Here is a 19,604-nt window from a genome sequence, read left to right as displayed (position 1 = left end):
AGCAAAGGGATGAACCGCCACCCGATTCGAGGCGGCGGCGGGACTTTTTCCGTGGATGACTTTATTGCGCGGTCGGAATGTCGTCGCGTGCGGGCGCCGGAGGCAGCGCCATGGGCAGCGAGTCGTCGGCGGGCGCGGCATCCGGAACGACCGGCGTTGCAGGCAGGCCGGACGCGGGCGCCTCTGTGGGGACGAGCGACGTATCGATCGACGTCGGCGCCTTCGCGAGGCTCGCCAGCACGGCGAGCAGAATGCTGGTGCTGAGGAACAGCGCGGCCAGAACGCCCGTGGACCGGGTGAGCAGGTTGCCCGCCCCCCGCGCCGTGAGCAGCCCGCCCGGGCCGCCCCCGATACCGAGCGCTCCGCCCTCGCTGCGCTGAAGCAGAATCACCGCGACGAGCGCGATCGCGATCAGCGAATGGACAACAAGGACAAAGTGCATCAGCGCGGTGGACATGCGGAACCGATCATTTCTGGCGAATTTCTGCTGGCCACATAACGACGCGGGGACAGGAGTTCAAGCGTTGCGGCACGGCTCCGGGCGGAGGAGCGGCTTGAAGCGGCGCATGGACCCTGAAACAAGTTCAGGGTGACGAGTAAGGAAGGGTGACACCGCTGAGTCCCTGCACGTACATTCTCGCCAACCAGCCTCGGGGAACGCTCTACATCGGGGTCACGTCGGATATCGAGCGACGGCTTAGCGAGCATCGGCTTGGCGATGCCCCGGGATTTACATCGCGTTACGGGGTGAAGCGGTTGGTCTGGCTGGAATATTCAGGGGAGATGGCCGCCGCGATCGAACGTGAAAAGCAGCTCAAGCGCTGGCACCGGGCATGGAAGATCAACCTTATCGAAGCCGCGAACCCTGAATGGCGCGACCTCGGCGAAACCTTGGGTTTTCCGCCACTCCCGTAACCCATGACGTCATGCTGAACTCGTTTCAGCATCCATATGCGCTCAGATCCCTAGCGGACGATGCCGATGCCGAAACGCAGGCGGGTGTTGCGTTCGTCGTAGTCGATCAGGGATTCGCCGTAGCCCGTGTAGAGCTGGCTGTAGAGATAGAGGTTGAGGCTGGTCCAGCGGCGCAGCGAATAGCTGACGTCGATCTCGGCGCTGCCCCGACCGCCTTCGATATTGCCTTGCACGTAGGTGCGGATGCCCAGGCCGTCGGCCTGCTTGAGATTGAGCGTCAGCCCGGTGTAGCCGCGATAGCGCGCGATCCGCTCGTTGCCTTCCCTGCTGCCGACGTAGGCGAGCAGACGCGGCGCGGCGGTCAGCGTCCAGCCGTTGCCGAGGCCGAAACCGACGGAGGGCTCGACATAGACCGTGTTGAAGCTGCGCGAGTCCGCGCCGTCCTCGCCGTTGGACTGGTGCCGCAGCCCGGCCTGGATGCCGAGCATCGGTGCGCCCACGCTGGTCGAGCCCGGCGAGACGGCGCGCAGGAACAGCTCCGGGCTGAAGGTGATGTCGGACATCGGGATCGATTCCTGCGAAAGATCCCAGAACATGCGCTGCGTGTAGGCGAAATAGACCCCCGCCCGCCATTCGCGGCTGCCGCCGCCGGTGGTGAGTTCGCGGGGTTGATGGCCGAAGAGGCGGTAGCGGAAGCTGAGCTGAAGTTTCGCATCGGACGGGTTTGCGCCGACGAGCGCGTACATCGGCTCGTAGGTTTCGAAACGGCCGAGGCCGCCGGATTCGGCTTCCTGCGGGGTGGCCGTGGAGGCCGCGACCGCCACCTGCGGCGCGGGCGCCGCCGCCGCCGCCACGCCGAGGCGGTAGCGGACGCGCGCGAAGCCGCCGGGCGCGATCTGCGCGGGGGCTGATCCTTCCAGCGCGGCCTCGCCCTCCGCGACCGTGATCGCGGCGGGGGCTTCGAGCGTCGCGGCGACCGTGCCTTCGTTGAGGAAGATCACCTCGAACGTGCCGGAGCGCGGCGCGGGCGTTTCCGGGACGATAAGTCGAACCTGCGCCGCCACCGGCGTGGATGCCAGCAGCGCGGCGACGGCGGTGCGCACGCCTCAGGCCGCCGCGATGATCGGCAGGAAATCCGCAGCCTTGAGGCTCGCACCCCCCACGAGCGCGCCGCCGACCTCGGGCACCGCGAACAGTTCCGCCGCATTCGAAGGCTTCACCGAGCCGCCGTAGAGGATGAGGATGCCGCGGCCCTCCTCGCCGTAGCGGGCGACAAGGCGCGCGCGGATGGCGCTGTGCATCTCGTCGACGTCGCTTGCGCGCGGCGTGCGGCCCGTGCCGATCGCCCACACGGGCTCGTAGGCGATGACGACGCTCGCCGGATCCGCATCGGGGAGCGAACCGACGAGCTGAGCGCCCACGACATCGAGATGACGCCCGGCATCGCGCTCGGCTTCCGTTTCGCCCACGCAGAGGATCGCGCGCAGGCCCGCGCCGATCGCCGCCGTCGCCTTCGCCTTCACGATCGCATCGGTCTCGCCGTTGTCGGTGCGGCGCTCGCTGTGGCCCACGATCGCGAAGTCGCAGCCGAGATCGGCGAGCATCGTCGCGGAAATGCAGCCGGTGTGCGCGCCTGAAGGATTCGCATGACAATCCTGCCCGCCGATCCGCAGCCGCGAACCCGCCGCCGCATCCTTCGCGCGGGCGATAAGCGTGAACGGCGGGGCGACGGCAACCTCGACGCGGGACGGCGCGCCGTCTGCCGCGCGCGCGATCGCTTCCACCTCGGCAAGCGCGGCCTGCAGCCCGTTCATCTTCCAGTTGCCCGCCACCAGCATCGGCTTGTCCATCAAACTCTCCATGTCCATTTGAGAACCGCCTTAGCAACCGCCGCACGCACAAGCCAAGGCCGCGCTTGCCGCGACTGTCGCAGCTACCTATAAACCGGGCGCGATTTTCAATGCTGAACGCGCGCGAAAGACCAAAGGCTCCCGATGATCAGTTTAATCCGCAAGGCCCTCTCCTCCTGGATCGTCCTTGCCCTTCTCGGGCTCGTGCTCGTCGCCTTCGTCGTGACCGGTATCGGCGACCCGTTCGGCGGCGGCCCTGCGGCCACCACGGTCGCCACGGTCGCAAAGGATGATATTTCCGACACTCAGGTTTCCAGCCAGTTCGATCGGCAGCTCGCCACGATCCGCCAGGAACAGCCCGGAATCACGGCGGCGCAGGCCACGCGCGGGGGTATGCTCGATGGCGTGCTCGAACGCCTGATCGGCTCGCAGGCGCTGACATCGATGGGTGAAAAGCTGGGTCTTGGACCAAGCAAGCGGCAGATCGACGCGGAGATCGCCTCGATCGCAGCGTTCCGCGGACCCGACGGGCGCTTCTCGGAAGACACGTTCCGCCAGGCGATTTCCTCGCAGGGCCTCACCGAAGACATGGTGCGCCGCGAAATCGGCGGCGACGTCGTTCGCCGCCAGCTGCTCGGGCTTGTCGATTCGATTCCGATGACGCCGCGCAAGCTCGCCGAGCCCTTCACCGCGCTCCAGCTTGAACAGCGGACGCTGAGCATCGGCGCGATTCCGGCGCAGTCGTTCCCCGCCCCGACCCTGAGCGACGCCGATATCGACGCCTTCTACAAGAAGAACATCGCGAACTACACCGTGCCCCAGCGCCGCCGCATCATCTACGCGCTGATCGACAGCGCCGAGATCGCCAAGACGGTGATGGTGACCGACGCCGCGCTCGCGGACTATTACAAGCGCAACGCCGTCCAGTTCGCAGCAAGCGAAACGCGCACGCTGCGGCAGGTGGTGGTGCAGGACAAGGCGCAGGCCGACACGATCGCCAGGCGCGTGGCCGCCGGCGAGGACTTCGCTGCCGTCGCCAAGGACGTGGCCGGCTTCAGTGAAACCGACATGGACCTGGGCACGATTTCGAAGAGCGCGCTTGCGGACCAGACTGCGTCGACCGTGGCCGACGCCGTGTTCAAGGCCGCATCGGGAACAGTCACCAGCCCGGTGCAGAGCGAATTCGGCTGGCACGTCGTGCGGGTCGATGCGGTGGTCGCCAAGCCCGCGCAGACACTCGCGGAGGTAGCCGACAGCATCCGGCCCGCCGTGGAAGCCGAACTCGCGCAGAACGCCGTCGCCGACGTCATCGAGAAAGCCGACGACGCGCTCGCCGACGGCTCCAGCGTCGCCGAAGTTGCCAAGGATCTGGGCCTTGCCGTCGTGCGCGTGCCGCCGGTGACGAGCGAAGGCCTGATGCTCGGAGAAAGCGGCCTTCAGCTCGACCAGCGCGTCCGCCCGCTCATCGAGCGCGCGTTCGCGACGGAAGAAAGCGACGATCCGACGGTCGAGGATATTTCCGATACGCTGCATGCGCTGATGGATGTGGAAGAGGTGGTGCCGCCGACCCCGGTGCCGCTTGCCGAGATCAAGCCGCAAGTGACCGCCGCGCTCACCTTCGAGCGCCAGATGGACGCCGCGAAGGTGGTTGCCGACAAGATCGTCGCAGGCATCAGGGAGGGCAAGTCGCTCGCTGCGCTGCTTGCCGAGAACAAGCTGCCCCCCGTGCAAAGCTTCACGGCGCGGCGCATCGAGATCGCCGCGCGCCAGGAGCCGGTGCCGCCGCCGATCGGCCTTGGCTTCGCACTCGCCAAGGGCGATGCGCGGGCGCTCGCGCAGCCGCGCAACGCCGCCTGGTTCGTCGTTCACGTCGCCGACGTGAAGCCCGGCAACCTGGCGGAGGCCCCCGCCTTCCTCGACCAGATGCGCTCGCAGATGCAGACAGCCGCAACCAACGAATATGCGCAGAATTTCGTGGCCGCGATCATGGCCGACGTGGGCGTGAAGCGGAACCCGAAGGCGCTCGATCGGCTGAAGCAGCGTTATCTGGGCAATGCCGACCAGCCCGAGTGACCGGGCCGCGATGATCCAGCCGGACGCCGCAGAGTTCAAGCGGAACTACGAAGCCGGAAAGCCGCAACTCGTCTGGACCCGGCGCATCTCGGACACCGAAACGCCGGTTTCCGCGATGCTGAAGCTCGGCAAGGCGGGATCGGGCGCGTTCGTGCTCGAATCGGTCGAGGGCGGCACCGTGCGCGGGCGCTATTCGCTGCTCGGCTTCGCGCCCGATCTGGTGTTCCGCGTGCGGGGACGGCAGGCCGAAATCAACGACCGCTTCGCAACCGATCCCGACCTCTTCGCGCCTGTCGATGCCGCACCGCTCGATGCGCTCCGCAATCTCGTCGCCGCATGCCGCATGGACCTGCCGCCCGACCTGCCGCCCGCCTTCGCGTGCCTCGTCGGCTACATGGGCTATGAGACGATCGGGCTCGTCGAACCGGTGCCGACGCCGGAGAGCGATCCGCTCGGCCTGCCCGACATGCTGTTCGTGCGCCCCTCGCTGCTGCTCGCGTTCGACCGGCTGAGGGACGAGCTTTTCATTGCCGCGCCGGTGTTTCCTGGCGCGCTTGGCGCAGGCGATGCCCGCGCGGCGGCGATCGAACGCATCGAAACCGCCGAGGCGCGGCTGGCAGGCGCCTTGCCGCAGGCCGAACACGCGCCCGCCCTGCCCGCCGCCGCCGACATGACGCACCACACCGACCCCGCGCGCTATGCCGAGATGGTGCGGCGCGCGCAGGAGTATATCGTCGCGGGAGACGTCTTTCAGGTCGTGCTCGCCCAGCGCTTCTCGATGCCCTTCGCGCTGCCGCCCTTCAGCCTCTATCGCTCGCTGCGGCGCATCAATCCTTCGCCCTTCCTCTACATGCTCGACCTGCCGGGCTTCGCGCTGATCGGCTCCAGCCCCGAAATCCTTGTGCGCGTGCGCGAGGGCGAGGTCACGGTGCGGCCGATCGCGGGCACACGGCCGCGCGGTGCGAACGCCGTGGAGGACGCCGCCAACCGCGAAAGCCTGCTCGCCGACCCCAAGGAACTCGCCGAGCACCTGATGCTGCTCGATCTCGGCCGCAACGACGTCGGCCGTGTCGCCGCCGAAGGCAGCGTTTCAGTGACGGAGCGCAACACGGTGGAGTTCTACAGCCACGTGATGCACATCGTCTCCAACGTGCGCGGTGACCTTTCGAAGGACAAGGACGCCATCGACGCGCTGATGGCGGGCTTCCCGGCCGGCACGGTCTCGGGCGCGCCCAAGGTACGCGCGATGCAGATCATCGCTGAACTGGAGGGCGAAAAGCGCGGCGCCTATGCGGGCGGCGTCGGCTACTTCTCGCCCGACGGATCGATGGACAGCTGCATCGTGCTGCGGACCGCCGTGGTGAAGGACGGCACCATGCACATTCAGGCCGGAGCGGGCATTGTGGCGGACTCGATTCCCGCCTACGAACAGCGCGAATGCGAAGCGAAGTCCGGCGCCCTCATCGCCGCAGCGCGCGACGCCATCGCGCGTGCCGGAGAGCCGAGATACGGGCAGTAAAGCGAAATCGGTCTTGATTTTTTGTTCGCAAAGTGCGAACATGATGATGTGGATGTCCGGTTTTCAAAGACGGCGATGCGCGCGTTGTTGCGCTGCGGGAAACGCTCACTGATCCGCGAAAAGATCAATCAGCTCGCCCGCGATCCGGAGTCACTGGCGGCGAACGTGACACCGCTGAAAGGCCGCCCCGAGCAGCGGCTGCGTGTACAGGATTGGCGTATCATCTTCCGCATTGAGGAGGCTACGCTCTGGATAGACGACATCGGCCCGCGCGGGTCGGTCTACAAGGATTGAGACGATGACGGTGCAGTTCCTGCAGATCGGATCTGAAAAGGTCGCCGTGATGCCCGTGGCGGATTACGAGCGCCTGATCGACCTGGCCGAAGACAATGACGATGCCGCGTCGGCCGCTGCCGCTCAGGCCCGGCGTCTGGAAGGCGAGGAATATCTTCCCGCCGACATGGTGGACCGCATTCTCGGCGGGGAAGCCGCACTGCATGTCTGGCGCGAATATCGCGGACTGACGCTGGAGGCGCTCGGCTTGAAAACGGGGCTGAGCCGCGGATATCTGTCCGAGCTGGAACGCGGGCTGAAAAAAGGCAATCCGGCGCAGTGGCGCGCCCTTGCAGGTGCTCTTGCCGTTCTGGTCGACGATATCCTGCCTGAATAGCTTCCTCTACGGGTCGCGAGGCTATCGCTTGCCCTCCCCGCGTCCCTTGATTAGGGCGGTCGCGCCATGATCCTCGTTATCGACAACTATGACAGCTTCACCTGGAACCTCGTCCACTACCTGATGGAGCTGGGCGCGGAGGTGGAGGTTGTTCGCAACGATGCGATCTCGGCCGGGCAGGCGCTTTCGAGCGGGGCGAGCGCGTTTCTGATTTCGCCGGGGCCGTGCACGCCCAATGAAGCGGGGATCAGCCTCGACATGGTGGCGGCCTGCGCGGACGCGGGAAAGCCGCTGCTCGGCGTGTGCCTCGGCCATCAGGCGATCGGGCAGCATTTCGGCGGCAAGGTGGTGCGCGGGCACCTGATGCACGGCAAGACGTCGCCTGTCAGCCACGACGGCACCGGGCTGTTCGCGGGCATCCCCTCGCCTTTCACCGCCACGCGCTATCATTCGCTGATCGTCGAGGACATTCCGGCGAGCCTGACCGTGAGCGCGTGGTCGAGCGACGAGGCCGTGATGGGCTTCCGTCATGCGAGCCTGCCGATCCACAGCGTGCAGTTCCATCCCGAGAGCATCGCGACCGAGCACGGCCACGACATGCTCGCCAATTTCATGCGGATCGCAGGACTGAACCCGCGCCCGCGCGACCTTGCCGCGTGAAGCACCTTCCGGGCACCGATGCGCCGCTTGGCGAGGAAGAGGCGCGCGGGGCATTCGACGCCATATTGAATGCCGACATCGAGGATGCCGAAATCGCGCGCTTCCTGACCGGCCTTGCCGAGCGCGGCGAGACGGTTGACGAAATCGTCGCGGCGGCGAGCGTGCTGAGAAGCCGCATGCGGCCCGTGGCGGCGCCCGGCGGCGCCATCGACGTGTGCGGCACCGGCGGCGACGGCGCGCATACGCTCAACATTTCAACCGCAGTCGCCATTGTCATCGCGGCGTGCGGCGTGACCGTCGCCAAGCACGGCAACCGCGCGGCGTCTTCCAAATCGGGCGCGGCGGATGTGCTTTCCGCGCTCGGGCTCGATCTCGACCTTGCATCCGACACGGTGGAGCGCTCGCTCGCCGAGATCGGCATCGGCTTCCTGTTCGCCGCGAAACATCACCCGGTGATGGCGCGCGTCGCGGGGGTGCGGCGCGCGATCGGACGGCGCACGATTTTCAACATGATCGGGCCGCTCGCGAACCCGGCGGGCGTGACGCGGCAGCTCGTCGGCGTGCCGGGGCGGCAGTGGGTGCTTCCCATCGCGGAGGCGCTGCAGAAGCTGGGCGCCGACGCGGCCATGGTCGTCCACGGCAGCGACGGGCTCGACGAACTGACCGTTACGGGCGGCACGACCTACACGCGCCTCTCCGGGGGGCGCATCGAAACCGGCGAGGTGACGCCCGAAACCGCCGGCCTTTCCCGACATGCGCCGGACGCGATCCGGGGCGGGACGCCGGAGGAGAATGCGGCGGCGATGCTGAGGCTGCTCGGCGGCGAACAGGGCGGCTACCGCGACATCGTGTGCCTGAACGCTGCGGGTGCGATGATCGTGGCGGGCAAGGCGCACGACTGGGCGACGGGCGCGGCGCTCGCGGCGTCGGCGCTGGACGACGGGCGCGCGCGCGCGCTGCTCGAACGCTGGAAGGCCTTTCGATGAGCGACGTTCTGGCGGAGATCTGCGAGCACAAGCGGGGTGTCGTTGCGGCGCGCAAGGCTGCGCGGCCGATCGGCGAGATCGAGGCTCTGGCGCGGGCGGCGGATGCGCCGCGCGGGTTTCGGGCGGCGCTGGAACGCGCAAGGGCCGAGGGCCGGTTCGGGCTGATCGCGGAGATCAAGAAGGCCTCGCCGAGCAAGGGGCTGATCCGCGCGGACTTCGACCCGCCCGCGCTGGCGCGCGCCTATGAGGCGGGCGGGGCTTCGTGCCTTTCGGTGCTGACCGAAGAGCACTGGTTTCAGGGGAGCGACGACAAGCTGATCGCAGCGCGCGGCGCAGTGCCGCTGCCGGTGCTGCGCAAGGACTTCATGGTCGATCCGTATCAGGTGGCGGAGGCGCGGGCGATCGGGGCGGATGCGATCCTCATCATCGTGGCGGCGATCGAGATGGGGCTGGCGCGGGAGCTGGAGGATGCGGCGCTGGGCTGGGGGATGGATGTGCTGGTTGAAGTCCATGATGTCGTCGAGCGCGATGCTGCTTTGGGACATCTGAAATCGCGACTTCTGGGCGTGAACAATCGCAATCTCAAGACATTGCATGTGGATATTGAGACATCGGTTCATCTGTCGGGCGGCGTTCCGAAAGACTATACGCTGGTCGGCGAAAGCGGGCTGCGGACGCGCGCGGACCTCGACCGGCTGGCGGGCTGCGGGATCAACAGCTTCCTTGTCGGCGAGTCGCTGATGGCGCAGGATGACGTCACCGCCGCGACGAAACGGCTGCTGGAGGGCTGATTCATGGGTCTCACCCATCTCGACGAAGCCGGAAAAGCCCGCATGGTGGATATTTCGGGCAAGGCCGCGACCGCGCGCACCGCGATCGCGGAAGGGCGCATCGCCATGTCCGCCGAGGCGCTTGGCGCGGTGCGGGACGCGAACGCGGCGAAGGGCGATGTGCTCGCCGTCGCGCGGATCGCGGGCATCATGGCGGCGAAACGCACCGCCGACCTCATCCCGCTCTGCCACCCCCTGCCGCTCTCCAGCGTCGGCGTGGACTTCACGCTGGAAGACGGCGGCGTGCGCGTGGAGGCGACGGCCTCGACGACGTGGGGCACGGGCGTGGAAATGGAAGCGATGACAGCGGCTTCCGTCGCGCTGCTGACGATCTACGACATGGTGAAGGCCATGGACAAGGCGATGGTGATTTCCGGCGTGCGGCTGCTGAAGAAAACCGGCGGCAAATCCGGGCAATGGACCGCGCCGGGCGGATGCTGAGCTACGAAGACGCGCTGGCACGGCTGCTATCGGCCTGCGGGCAGGCTTTGCCCACGGAGGTTCCGCTCGCCGAAGCTGCGGGTCTGACACTCGCCGAAGACCTGACCGCAACGCTGACGCAGCCGCCGTTCGCGGCCTCCGCAATGGACGGCTACGCGGTCCGCTGGGCGGATATGCCGGGGCCCTGGCGCGTCGTCGGCGAAAGCGCCGCAGGGCGCGGCTTTGCGGGCCGTGTCGGCACGGGCGAAGCGGCCCGGATCTTCACGGGGGCGCCCGTCCCCGAAGGCGCCGATACGGTGATCGTGCAGGAAGACGTGCGCCGCGAAGGCGATACGCTGGCGCTGACCGGCGAGGGACCGCCGCACGAAGGCGCGCATATCCGCGCGGCGGGCAAGGATTTCCGCGCGGGGCAGCGCCTGATCGCGGCGGGCACGCGGCTTTCGCCGCAGCATCTGGGCCTTGCCGCCGCAGCCGGGCACGGCAACGTCGCGGTGCGGCGGCCGCGCGTGGCGATCATCGCCACGGGCGACGAGCTGGTGCCGCCGGGCGAGGCACCCCGGGCGGGGCAGATCGTCAGCTCGAACGGGGTGATGCTGGGGGCGCTGCTGCGCGCGGCGGGCGCGGAGGTGCGCGATCTCGGCATCTTCCCCGACGATCTCGACGCCATCGGCAAGGGCCTCGCCGCCGCGAAGGATGCGGACCTTGTCGTCACCGTCGGCGGCGCGTCGGTGGGCGACCACGATCTGGTGCAGAAGGCACTGACGGACGCGGGCGCGGCAATCGACTTCTGGAAGGTCGCGATCAAGCCGGGCAAGCCGCTGATCGCCGGATCGATGGGCGGCGCGCGCGTGCTCGGGCTGCCGGGCAATCCGGTCTCCGCGTTCGTATGCGCGGCGCTCTTCGCGCTGCCGATGATCGCGCGCATGGCGGGACGCGCGGACGCTCAGCCGGCGGTGACGGCGCGGCTGCTCGACCCCCTGCCCGCCAATGGCAACCGCCGCGACCATCTGCGCGCGCGGCTTTCGGCAGAGGGCGTGCGCGCGTTTACGGCGCAGGATTCCTCGATGCTCGGCGTGCTCGCGGACGCGAACGCGCTCATCATCCGGCCCGTGGACGCGCCGGCGGCAGAAGTCGGGTCCGAAGTGGCTGTGCTGGTGCTTGACAGGATTCTGCTCGCCCCCTAAATGTTCTCCATTCGTTCACGAAAAACGGAACATGTTGTGGACGAGTCGAGAAACACGGAAGGGCGGAACCGGACATGCTGACGCGCAAGCAACACGAACTGCTGATGTTCATCAACGACCGGCTGCAGGCAGGCGGCGTCTCGCCCTCGTTCGAGGAAATGAAGGACGCGCTCGATCTGAAGTCCAAATCGGGCGTGCACCGGCTTGTGAATGCGCTTGAGGAGCGGCAGTTCATTCGCCGGCTGCCGAACCGCGCGCGCGCGCTCGAAGTGCTGCGCTTCCCCGAAACCGGAACGGCGGCGAAGGCCCCGCGGCAGATGCCCGTCGTTCAGGCCGCGAACGACGATATCGTCCTGCTCCCGCTGCACGGCAAGATCGCGGCGGGCATGCCGATCGAGGCGATGGAGAGCGATCGCAGCCTTTCGGTTCCCGCCGCATTGCTCGGCGGCTCGGGCGACCATTTCGCGCTGGAGGTTTCCGGCGATTCGATGATCGAAGCGGGCATTCTCGACGGCGACTATGCGCTCGTCCAGAAATGCGACACGGCGCGCGACGGCGAGATCGTCGTGGCGCTTGTCGACGAGGACGAGGCCACGCTCAAATATCTGCGCCGCGACAAGGGGGAAATCCGCCTCGACCCGGCAAACAGCGCCTACACCGCGCAGCGCTATGCCCCGAACCGGGTGCGCGTGCAGGGCAAGCTGGTGGGGCTGCTGCGCCGGTACAATTGAGGCTTAGTGCGCCTCGACGGTGAGGTGCGCGAGTTCGTGGACGGGGCGCAGACGCTCGCGGGCGGTTTCCGGCGAGATACCGCTTACGGAAACGATGGCCGCATGCACGCCGGGGCCGATCTGCCAGACGTGAAGATCGCGGATACGGGCGTCGCCGAGGCTTTCCACGCAATCGCGAATTTCCACGACGAGTTGCGGATCGGCGGTATCGAGCAGCACGGCGGACGTATCGCGCATCAATGACCAGGACCAGCGCGCGATGACGATGGCGCCGACGATGCCCATGGCCGGATCGAGCCAGACCCAGCCTGCGTATCGGCCCGCAAGCAGTGCAACGATCGCGAGCACCGACGTCAGCGCATCGGCAAGAACGTGCAGATAGGCGGCGCGCAGATTATTGTCGCCTTGCCCGTGCCCGTGATGGTCGTTTCCGTGCCCGTGGCCGTGCCCGTGCGCGTGATGGTCGTGTCCGTGATGATGGCCGCCCGACAGCAGCGCGGCACAGACGAGGTTGACGGCAAGGCCGATGACGGCGACCAATGTCGCGTCCCCGAACGCGACAGAGACCGGGCTGGCAAGCCGGAACGCGGATTCGACGGCAATGCCGAGCGCAATCACGCCGAGCACCAGCGCCGAGGCGAAACCCGCAAGATCGCCGACCTTGCCCGTGCCGAACGAATAGCGTGGATTGCCGACATTGCGGCGCGCGTACGCATAGGCGACCGCGGCGATGCCGAGCGCGCCTGCGTGCGTTGCCATGTGAAACCCGTCCGCGAGCAGCGCCATCGAACCCGTTTTGTAGCCGGCGATGATTTCGGCGACCATCATCAGTGCGGTGATCAGCACGACCCAGCGTGTTCGCCGCGCGTTCGCATCGTGGCCCGCACCGAGAAAATCATGGGAATGGGCGCTGCCGTCCGCGCCTGAAAAATCTCTCAATACCGCCTCCTGCTCAGCGCATGTGCCGTTTGAGCACCGTGGCGAGTTCGTCCGCCCCCGCCGTGCGCTGTGCATCGCTCAACCCCGGCGCGGCGACATGCGCGCGCAGGTGATCTTCGACGAGTTCATCCATCAGCCCGCCGACGGCGCCGCGCACGGCGGCCGCGAGATGCAGCGTTTCGCTGCAGGGCGCGTCCCCGCTGACCGCGCGCTCCATCGCGGCGACCTGACCGGCGATGCGGCGGATACGGGCGACTAGGCGATCCTTGCGTTCGGTTTCCAGAAGATGTGCCATACCCTAGGGGGGTATCCTATATCGGCGCCCGCCGCAACAGGCTCGTGCGTTTCGGATCCGGGCCGTGCCGCGCCCACGGGTGCGCGCCGTCTTCTTCCGCGACCGTGCGGATGCGGGGGCCTTCGAGCCAGATCGACAGCGCGCCGGTTTCGGCGAGGCGGGTGCGATCGAGTTTCAGCCAGCGCGGGGCGCACCAGTACGGCAGGCGGCGATTGCTGACGACGATGTCGGCGGCGGCGCAGGCGGGTTCGAACGCGGCGCGATCGATGAGCAGATCAGAGCGGGTGGCGAGCAGTGTCCATGCGCGGCTGCCCGCAACGATCCGCGCGGTGCACGCGTCGGGCGTGCAGCGGGCTTCGGGAATCGTGTCGAGATCGCCGCTGGCGGCTTCCCCGGAAGCGTCCGCCCACATCGAGCGCACGTAATCGCCCGCGCGCGGGCGCAGCAGCGCGACGGTTCCGCCGCGCACCACGGCAAGGTGCCGCCCCTCGCCGTCTATGATGAGATCGGGCGGCTGCGCCGTCACCATGCCGACCGTGCCGATCGCCAGCGGGAGCAGCGCAAGCCAGCGGCGGCGGGTGTGCCACAGGCAGAGCCAGATGCCTCCGAAGATGAAGACCGCAAAGGCCCAGTTCGGCGCGGCGGGCAGACGGGAAACCGCGCCCGGCATCGCCGCCGTGATCTCCGCAATGCGGATCAGCGCATGCACCCCGTAGCCGAGCAGCCAATCGACGGGCGCGGCCAGACCGATGCCGCCCAGAAAGACCGAAAGACCGAGCAGCGGCAGGATGACGAAGCTGGTGAGCGGAATCGCGGCGATGTTCGCTGCGATGCCGTAGAGGCCCATCTGGTTGAAATGGAAGATCGCGATCGGCGTGAGCGCGAACTCCGACGCAATGCCCGTGGCAAAAAGCGCGAGCACGCCGCACCAGAGGCGGGTGATCCGCCCGGCATCCTTGCCCGCGTTGAACCGGCGGCCGAGCGGCGATTCGTAGAGCGCGACGATCGCCGTGACCGCCGCGAAGCTCAGCTGGAAGCTCGGGCCGAGCAGGTAATCCGGACGGACGAGAAGAATGAACATCGCGCCCGCCGCAACGAGGCGCAGCGAGATCGCCTCCCGCCCGAGCGCGAGGCCGACGAGCACGATGAGCACGGCGATGCACGAGCGCACCGTGGGCACTTCCGCCCCCGCGACGAGCGTGTAGCCGATGCCCGCGGCGGCGGCGGCGAGCGCGGCGATCAGCTTGATATCCGTGCCCAGCGCGAGACGTTCGCTCAGCGCCAGCAACCGGCGCACGCTCCACAGCACGCCGCCGACGACGACCGCGATGTGGAGCCCCGAGATCGAAATGAGATGCGCAAGCCCGCTGTCGCGCATCGCCTCGGTGACGTCTTCAGGGATGCCGCCCCGGTCGCCGGTGACGAGCGCGGCGGCGAGCCCGCCTTCCCTGCCGCCGACGCCGTCCTGCAGGCGCTTGGTGAGCGCGCTGCGAAACGCCTGGAACCGCCGCACGAAACCGGGGCGCTCGGGCGCGGGCGCGACGACCGTGACATCGGAAAGTGCGTAGCCGACCGCCCCGATCCCGTCGAACCAGGCGCGGCGCGCGAAATGATAGCCGCCGGGAATGTTGGGCCCCGGCGGCGGCGACAGGGACGCCCTGAGCGCGACGCGCGCGCCCGGCCTGACGCCCGGCGGCGCTTCGCTGCGGATGCCGACGCGCGCGGTGAGACCGGGAGGCAGATCGGAAATGTCGGTGAGAAGCAGGCGCGTGCGCCCCTCCGCCGGTCGCGCCTCCACGGCATCGACCGTGGCCTCGATCGTCAGCACGCGCCAGGTCCGCTCCATGATCGGCGCGCGCACCTGCTCCGCGCGCAGCCACGCCGCGCCGACTCCGAGCGCGAACAGCAGCCCGAAGCCGGCAAGCACGATACGGGGCAAGCCGCTCGCGAGCAGCGCAGCGACGGCAAGCGCCCCACCGAGCAGCATCGCCGCCAGCCAATCGCGCGGCGTGGGAAGCGCGAACCACGCCGCGATGCCGAGCCCGAGCGCAACGGGCGCGAAGAGCACGAGCTGGTGGCGCTCCTCCGCCAGCCAGATTTCGGCTGCATCGTGCTGACGCGAAAGCCGCGCGCGGGATGACGCTCCGGTCTCGACCGGCCCGGTTTGAACGGCTGGCAGCGTTATGTTAGAGCCCCCCGACTTTCCTCAGTTTCGGACAGGATCTTCATGGGCGCAAGCGCCAAAACCCCGGTCGTTACGCGCTTCGCGCCGAGCCCGACCGGATTCCTCCACATCGGCGGCGCGCGCACCGCGCTGTTCAACCTGCTCTACGCGAAGGCGACGGGCGGTACGTTCAAGCTGCGCATCGAGGACACCGACAAGGCGCGCTCCACCAAAGAGGCGATCGATGCGATCATCGACGGGCTTTCGTGGCTGAACCTGAACTGGGACGGCGAGATCGTCCATCAGTCCGAGCGCGAGGCGCGGCACGCGGAGGTCGCGCGCGGGCTACTGGAGACGGGCGGCGCCTACAAGTGCTTCGCGACTCCGCAAGAGCTGGAGACGATGCGCGAGACCGCGCGCGCCGAAAAACGCCCGCTGCGCTACGACGGCCGCTGGCGGGACCGCGACGCTTCGGACGCGCCCGAGGGTGCGCCCTATGTCATCCGCCTGAAAGCGCCGCAGGAGGGCGAGGTGACGATCAACGACGCCGTGCAGGGCGCGGTGACGGTGAAGAACGCCGAACTCGACGATTTCGTGCTGCTGCGCTCCGACGGGACGCCGACCTACATGCTGGCGGTGGTGGTCGACGACTACGACATGGGCATCACGCACGTGATCCGCGGCGACGACCATTTGAACAACGCCTTCCGCCAGCTTGCGCTGATCCGCGCGCTCGGCTGGGCGGAACCCGGCTATGCGCACGTGCCGCTGATCCACGGCGCGGACGGGGCGAAACTTTCCAAGCGGCACGGCGCGCTCGGGGTGGATGCCTACCGCGACATGGGCTTCCTGCCCGAAGCGCTGGAGAATTATCTGCTGCGGCTCGGCTGGGGGCACGGCGACCAGGAGTTTTTCACGCGCGACGAGGCCGCCGCCGTGTTCACGCTGGACGGCATCGGCCGCAACCCGGCGCGACTCGACTTCAAGAAGCTCGAAAGCGTCAACGGGCATTACCTGCGCGAGGCGGACGATGCCCGGCTGACGGGGCTCATCACGCCCCGGATCGCGGCGGAACTGGCCCGCGAGCTGACGCCCGCCGAAGGAGACTTGCTGCTCCGCACAATGCCGCATCTGAAGCCAAGAGCGAAAGATTTGAACGAGTTGGCCGCCTCCAGCGCATTTCTGTTTCGGCAGCGCCCAATAATACTCGACGAAAAGGCGCAAGGGTTGCTAGACAGCGCCGGCAGGGAGCGCCTCGCGTCGCTGCGGGAGATTATCGCCGGTGTGGGCGAATGGACTGCCGCAGCCATCGAAGCCGCCGTGCGGGTCTACGCCGAGCAAGAGCAGATCGGGCTCGGCAAATTCGCGCAGCCTCTGCGCGCGGCGTTAACGGGAACCACAACGTCGCCGGGTATCTTCGAGGTTCTGGAAGTGATGGGGCGCGACGAAAGCCTCGGCAGGATAGACGACCAGGTTGGGAAGACGGCCCAGACCGCCAACATAACGAAAGGGTGAGCGAGCCATGAGCAACACAACTGCGAAGCTGGACCTGGGCGGCAAGGCCAGCGACTATCCGGTGCTTTCGGGCTCGGTGGGCCCCGACGTGATGGATATCCGCAAGCTCTACGGCAACACCGGCGCGTTCACCTACGACCCCGGCTTCACGTCGACGGCATCGTGCGAATCGAAGATCACCTACATCGACGGCGACCAGGGCGTGCTGCTGCACCGCGGCTACCCGATCGACCAGCTCGCCGAGAAATCGAGCTTCATGGAGGTCGCCTACCTGCTGATGCGCGGCGAGCTGCCGAACCCGGACGATTACGACGAATTCGTGCGCACCATCACGCGCCACACGATGATCCACGAACAGCTCGCGATGTTCTATCGCGGCTTCCGGCGCGACGCGCACCCGATGGCGATCATGTGCGGTGTCGTCGGCGCGCTTTCGGCGTTTTATCACGACTCGACCGACATCAACGATCCCGTGCAGCGCCGCATCGCGAGCCACCGCCTGATCGCCAAGATGCCGACGATCGCGGCGATGGCGTATAAATATTCGGTCGGCCAGCCCTTCCTCTACCCGGACAACAGCCTCTCCTACACGGGCAACTTCCTGCGCATGACCTTCGGCGTGCCGGCGGAAGCCTATGAGGTCGATCCGGTGATCGAGGCGGCGATGGACAAGATCTTCATCCTGCACGCCGATCACGAACAGAACGCCTCGACCTCCACGGTTCGCCTGGCAGGGTCGTCGGGCGCGAACCCGTTCGCGTGTATCGCGGCGGGCATCGCCTGCCTGTGGGGCCCGGCGCACGGCGGCGCGAACGAAGCCGCGCTCGAAATGCTGCGCGAGATCGGCACGCCCGACAAGATTCCCGAGTATATCAAGCGCGCCAAGGACAAGGACGATCCGTTCCGCCTGATGGGCTTCGGCCACCGCGTGTACAAGAACTACGACCCGCGCGCGAAGGTGATGCAGAAGACCGCGAACGAGGTGCTCGACAAGCTGGGCGTCGACGATCCGATCTTCGACGTCGCGCGCGAGCTGGAGCAGATCGCGCTGAACGACGACTATTTCGTCGAGAAGAAGCTGTACCCGAACGTCGATTTCTACTCGGGCGTCATCCTCTCGGCGATCGGCTTCCCGACCTCGATGTTCACCGTGCTCTTCGCGCTCGCCCGCACCGTCGGCTGGGTCGCGCAGTGGAACGAGATGATCGAAGACCCGGCACAGAAGATCGGCCGCCCGCGCCAGCTCTACACCGGCGCGACAGCGCGGGATTACGTGGAGATCACGAACCGCTGATGCGGCGGCACTACGGTGGAAGCAAACGGGCGTCTTCGGGCGCCCGTTTTCATTTGCGCTGGTGGTGCCCGATCAGTCCGCTGCGGGCAGTGTGAGGGTGAAGCGGGCGCCCATGCCTTTGCGGCTTTCGAGCGTGAGGCTGCCCTGCATGAGATCGGCAAGGCGGCGTGAGATGTGGAGGCCGAGGCCGGTGCCCTCGCCGCTCGCCACATGGGGCGGTTTGGGAAGCTGCTCGAACTTTTCGAACACGCGGGCGTGATCTTCCGGATCGATGCCGGGGCCCGAATCCCATATCGTGACGGCGACGTTGCCGGGCAGCGACGTGGCGGGCTCGGCGCCGACGAAGCCGCCTTCGGGCGTGAACTTCACCGCGTTGGTGAGAAGGTTCACGAGGATCTGGAGCGTGCGGCGGCGATCGCCGCGCGCGCGCAGCGGCGCATAGAGCGCGACCGCCTTGATATCGATCTTGCGCGCCGACGCCTTCATCGCGACCATCGCGCGGGCCTGCTCGACCAGCAGGGAGAGGTCGAAATCCTCGGTTTCGAGATCGACCTCGCCCGAATCGAGGCTGGAAATATCCAGCAGATCCTGAATGAGGCTGAGCAGATGCCGACCGGCATTGGCGATATCGCCCGCATATTCGACATATTGCGCTCTCAGCGGGCCGTGCACCTCGTGGTTCATCGCTTCGGCGAAGCCGATGATGGCGTTCAAAGGCGTGCGCAGCTCGTGGCTCATCGAGGAGAGGAAATTGGCCTTGGCGGTGCGGCCGAGTTCGGAGCGCATGCGCTCGATCAGTCGCGCGCTGTCGGGCACCACCGCCGCGACGCCGCGATAACCGCAGCCGCCGTCCTTCGTGGGCACCGCGACCCCGGCGAGGCGATACAGCCGCGTCGCGCCGCCCTGCGTCGTGACCGACATGAGCTGATCGCGGAAGCTGGAGCCGCGCTCGCGGGCGAAATCGTAGGGGACTTCGCCGTTTTCGCCGCGCAGCAGCGTGCCGATTGCGGTAAGCGAGCGCCCGAGCAGCGCGCCCGCCGGTTGCCCGACCAGAATTTCCAGCGCGCGCGAGATCGAGACCAGCGCGCCGCGGCTATCCGTCTCCCAATACCAATCGGAATTGACGCGAACGAGTTCGTCCCCCTGCCAGGCGGCAAGGGGATCGCGTTCGCGCTGATCGATAGTGGTGGACGATTCCCGCATGATTCCCACGAATTTCAACTCGTTGCGGGCCAGTGTCGACACGGGCACGAAACGAGCGTGAAAATGACGTGAATTGCCCAAAAGCTCAAGGGTTAAGCTCGCGGAAACCGATTCCCCCGTCGGCGCCAGCGCCGCGAGCAGCCGGGCGGCGAGTTCGCCGGGGGCAAGAGCGGCCGCGCGCTCCAGTTCCGTGTAGGCGGCGTTGGCGTCCAGAAGCACGCCTGCGGACGAACATTCGAACACGATTGCACCGGCAAGCGCGGGATCCGATGCCGCGAGCGCATCGAACACGCTGCCCTCGCCGGGCCTGATGTCGCGCGGCTCGAACATGGCCG

Annotated in this window: 20 protein-coding genes; 13 read left to right on the top strand and 7 right to left on the bottom strand. The window is 67.6% G+C overall.

What is annotated here, in order from left to right; translation table 11 throughout:
• Positions 1 to 61: 61 nt before the first annotated feature.
• Positions 62 to 457 carry a preprotein translocase subunit SecG gene (gene secG, locus GGQ98_RS00410; protein WP_184063431.1) on the bottom strand — a complete coding sequence of 132 codons (396 nt, stop codon included), beginning with the start codon at positions 455 to 457 and terminating at the stop codon, positions 62 to 64.
• Positions 458 to 606: 149 nt separating this feature from the next.
• Between secG and GGQ98_RS00405 the strand changes: the two genes are divergently transcribed.
• A complete protein-coding gene (locus tag GGQ98_RS00405) occupies positions 607 to 915 on the top strand; it encodes a GIY-YIG nuclease family protein (RefSeq protein ID WP_184063428.1) in 309 nt (102 codons plus the stop codon).
• 50 nt (positions 916 to 965) lie between these two features.
• Here the strand turns inward: GGQ98_RS00405 and GGQ98_RS00400 are convergent, their stop codons facing one another.
• Both GGQ98_RS00400 and tpiA read right to left on the bottom strand, forming a co-directional pair.
• Complete coding sequence (locus GGQ98_RS00400) at positions 966 to 2,018, bottom strand: phospholipase A (protein ID WP_184063425.1); 1,053 nt, start codon at positions 2,016 to 2,018, stop codon at positions 966 to 968.
• Between the two features lie 3 nt (positions 2,019 to 2,021).
• Positions 2,022 to 2,765, bottom strand: coding sequence for a triose-phosphate isomerase (gene tpiA, locus GGQ98_RS00395; protein WP_243451597.1), 744 nt, complete (start codon positions 2,763 to 2,765; stop codon positions 2,022 to 2,024).
• A 144-nt stretch (positions 2,766 to 2,909) separates the two neighbouring features.
• On the opposite strand from tpiA, the gene GGQ98_RS00390 reads away from it, so the two are divergent.
• The 10 genes from GGQ98_RS00390 to lexA all read left to right on the top strand — a co-directional run bounded on the left by GGQ98_RS00390 (position 2,910) and on the right by lexA (position 11,859).
• Complete coding sequence (locus GGQ98_RS00390) at positions 2,910 to 4,838, top strand: SurA N-terminal domain-containing protein (RefSeq protein WP_184063419.1); 1,929 nt, start codon at positions 2,910 to 2,912, stop codon at positions 4,836 to 4,838.
• A 10-nt stretch (positions 4,839 to 4,848) separates the two neighbouring features.
• Positions 4,849 to 6,357, top strand: a complete 1,509-nt coding sequence (gene trpE / locus GGQ98_RS00385) for an anthranilate synthase component I (protein ID WP_243451606.1) — start codon at positions 4,849 to 4,851, stop codon at positions 6,355 to 6,357.
• Between the two features lie 48 nt (positions 6,358 to 6,405).
• Positions 6,406 to 6,651 carry a type II toxin-antitoxin system RelE/ParE family toxin gene (locus GGQ98_RS00380; protein ID WP_184063413.1) on the top strand — a complete coding sequence of 82 codons (246 nt, stop codon included), beginning with the start codon at positions 6,406 to 6,408 and terminating at the stop codon, positions 6,649 to 6,651.
• Between the two features lie 4 nt (positions 6,652 to 6,655).
• Positions 6,656 to 7,027: a helix-turn-helix domain-containing protein gene (locus tag GGQ98_RS00375; RefSeq protein ID WP_184063410.1), complete on the top strand. Its 372-nt coding sequence runs from the start codon at positions 6,656 to 6,658 to the stop codon at positions 7,025 to 7,027.
• A gap of 66 nt (positions 7,028 to 7,093) precedes the next feature.
• Positions 7,094 to 7,687, top strand: coding sequence for an anthranilate synthase component II (locus GGQ98_RS00370; protein WP_184063408.1), 594 nt, complete (start codon positions 7,094 to 7,096; stop codon positions 7,685 to 7,687).
• On the top strand, positions 7,684 to 8,673 hold the full coding sequence (gene trpD / locus GGQ98_RS00365; RefSeq protein ID WP_184063405.1) for an anthranilate phosphoribosyltransferase: 990 nt from the start codon (positions 7,684 to 7,686) through the stop codon (positions 8,671 to 8,673). The genes GGQ98_RS00370 and trpD overlap by 4 nt, the downstream gene beginning before the upstream one ends.
• The gene (trpC, locus tag GGQ98_RS00360) at positions 8,670 to 9,464 is read left to right on the top strand and encodes an indole-3-glycerol phosphate synthase TrpC (protein WP_184063402.1); all 795 of its coding nucleotides are present in this window, start codon (positions 8,670 to 8,672) and stop codon (positions 9,462 to 9,464) included. The genes trpD and trpC overlap by 4 nt, the downstream gene beginning before the upstream one ends.
• A 3-nt stretch (positions 9,465 to 9,467) precedes the next feature.
• The gene (moaC, locus tag GGQ98_RS00355; RefSeq protein WP_184063399.1) at positions 9,468 to 9,944 is read left to right on the top strand and encodes a cyclic pyranopterin monophosphate synthase MoaC; all 477 of its coding nucleotides are present in this window, start codon (positions 9,468 to 9,470) and stop codon (positions 9,942 to 9,944) included.
• Entirely contained in the window at positions 9,920 to 11,128 is a 1,209-nt protein-coding gene (locus GGQ98_RS00350) for a molybdopterin molybdotransferase MoeA (protein WP_243451596.1), read from the top strand. The genes moaC and GGQ98_RS00350 overlap by 25 nt, the downstream gene beginning before the upstream one ends.
• Positions 11,129 to 11,202: 74 nt before the next feature.
• Positions 11,203 to 11,859 (top strand): transcriptional repressor LexA, encoded by a 657-nt coding sequence (gene lexA, locus GGQ98_RS00345; RefSeq protein ID WP_184063396.1) that lies wholly within the window; start codon positions 11,203 to 11,205, stop codon positions 11,857 to 11,859.
• Positions 11,860 to 11,862: 3 nt separating this feature from the next.
• Here the strand turns inward: lexA and dmeF are convergent, their stop codons facing one another.
• The 3 genes from dmeF to GGQ98_RS00330 are packed head-to-tail and all read right to left on the bottom strand — an operon-like array spanning position 11,863 to position 15,161.
• Complete coding sequence (gene dmeF / locus GGQ98_RS00340) at positions 11,863 to 12,798, bottom strand: CDF family Co(II)/Ni(II) efflux transporter DmeF (RefSeq protein ID WP_243451595.1); 936 nt, start codon at positions 12,796 to 12,798, stop codon at positions 11,863 to 11,865.
• Positions 12,799 to 12,811: 13 nt separating this feature from the next.
• Entirely contained in the window at positions 12,812 to 13,093 is a 282-nt protein-coding gene (locus tag GGQ98_RS00335) for a metal/formaldehyde-sensitive transcriptional repressor (protein WP_184063390.1), read from the bottom strand.
• Positions 13,094 to 13,109: 16 nt separating this feature from the next.
• Positions 13,110 to 15,161: a ComEC/Rec2 family competence protein gene (locus GGQ98_RS00330; RefSeq protein WP_184063387.1), complete on the bottom strand. Its 2,052-nt coding sequence runs from the start codon at positions 15,159 to 15,161 to the stop codon at positions 13,110 to 13,112.
• Between the two features lie 159 nt (positions 15,162 to 15,320).
• On the opposite strand from GGQ98_RS00330, the gene gltX reads away from it, so the two are divergent.
• Both gltX and GGQ98_RS00320 read left to right on the top strand, forming a co-directional pair.
• The gene (gltX, locus tag GGQ98_RS00325; protein WP_184063384.1) at positions 15,321 to 16,772 is read left to right on the top strand and encodes a glutamate--tRNA ligase; all 1,452 of its coding nucleotides are present in this window, start codon (positions 15,321 to 15,323) and stop codon (positions 16,770 to 16,772) included.
• Between the two features lie 7 nt (positions 16,773 to 16,779).
• Positions 16,780 to 18,066: a citrate synthase gene (locus GGQ98_RS00320; protein WP_184063381.1), complete on the top strand. Its 1,287-nt coding sequence runs from the start codon at positions 16,780 to 16,782 to the stop codon at positions 18,064 to 18,066.
• Between the two features lie 72 nt (positions 18,067 to 18,138).
• On the opposite strand, the gene GGQ98_RS00315 is transcribed toward GGQ98_RS00320, so the two are convergent.
• Positions 18,139 to 19,599, bottom strand: coding sequence for a sensor histidine kinase (locus GGQ98_RS00315; protein WP_184063378.1), 1,461 nt, complete (start codon positions 19,597 to 19,599; stop codon positions 18,139 to 18,141).
• Positions 19,600 to 19,604 lie beyond the last annotated feature (5 nt).

Origin of the sequence: Sphingosinicella soli, assembly GCF_014199685.1 — a bacterium.
Classification (GTDB): Bacteria; Pseudomonadota; Alphaproteobacteria; order Sphingomonadales; family Sphingomonadaceae; genus Sphingosinicella; species Sphingosinicella soli.
Note: the sequence above shows the minus strand (reverse complement) of the source record. Positions and strands in the feature narration are given on the sequence as shown.

Coding starts and splice junctions, on each gene's coding strand:
- secG (WP_184063431.1), bottom strand. CDS start 457: ATGTCCACCGCGCTGATGCACTTTGTCCTTGTTGTCCATTCGCTGATC.
- tpiA (WP_243451597.1), bottom strand. CDS start 2,765: ATGGACAAGCCGATGCTGGTGGCGGGCAACTGGAAGATGAACGGGCTG.
- GGQ98_RS00390 (WP_184063419.1), top strand. CDS start 2,910: ATGATCAGTTTAATCCGCAAGGCCCTCTCCTCCTGGATCGTCCTTGCC.
- trpE (WP_243451606.1), top strand. CDS start 4,849: ATGATCCAGCCGGACGCCGCAGAGTTCAAGCGGAACTACGAAGCCGGA.
- GGQ98_RS00375 (WP_184063410.1), top strand. CDS start 6,656: ATGACGGTGCAGTTCCTGCAGATCGGATCTGAAAAGGTCGCCGTGATG.
- GGQ98_RS00370 (WP_184063408.1), top strand. CDS start 7,094: ATGATCCTCGTTATCGACAACTATGACAGCTTCACCTGGAACCTCGTC.
- trpC (WP_184063402.1), top strand. CDS start 8,670: ATGAGCGACGTTCTGGCGGAGATCTGCGAGCACAAGCGGGGTGTCGTT.
- moaC (WP_184063399.1), top strand. CDS start 9,468: ATGGGTCTCACCCATCTCGACGAAGCCGGAAAAGCCCGCATGGTGGAT.
- GGQ98_RS00350 (WP_243451596.1), top strand. CDS start 9,920: ATGGACCGCGCCGGGCGGATGCTGAGCTACGAAGACGCGCTGGCACGG.
- lexA (WP_184063396.1), top strand. CDS start 11,203: ATGCTGACGCGCAAGCAACACGAACTGCTGATGTTCATCAACGACCGG.
- GGQ98_RS00335 (WP_184063390.1), bottom strand. CDS start 13,093: ATGGCACATCTTCTGGAAACCGAACGCAAGGATCGCCTAGTCGCCCGT.
- gltX (WP_184063384.1), top strand. CDS start 15,321: ATGGGCGCAAGCGCCAAAACCCCGGTCGTTACGCGCTTCGCGCCGAGC.
- GGQ98_RS00320 (WP_184063381.1), top strand. CDS start 16,780: ATGAGCAACACAACTGCGAAGCTGGACCTGGGCGGCAAGGCCAGCGAC.
- GGQ98_RS00315 (WP_184063378.1), bottom strand. CDS start 19,599: ATGTTCGAGCCGCGCGACATCAGGCCCGGCGAGGGCAGCGTGTTCGAT.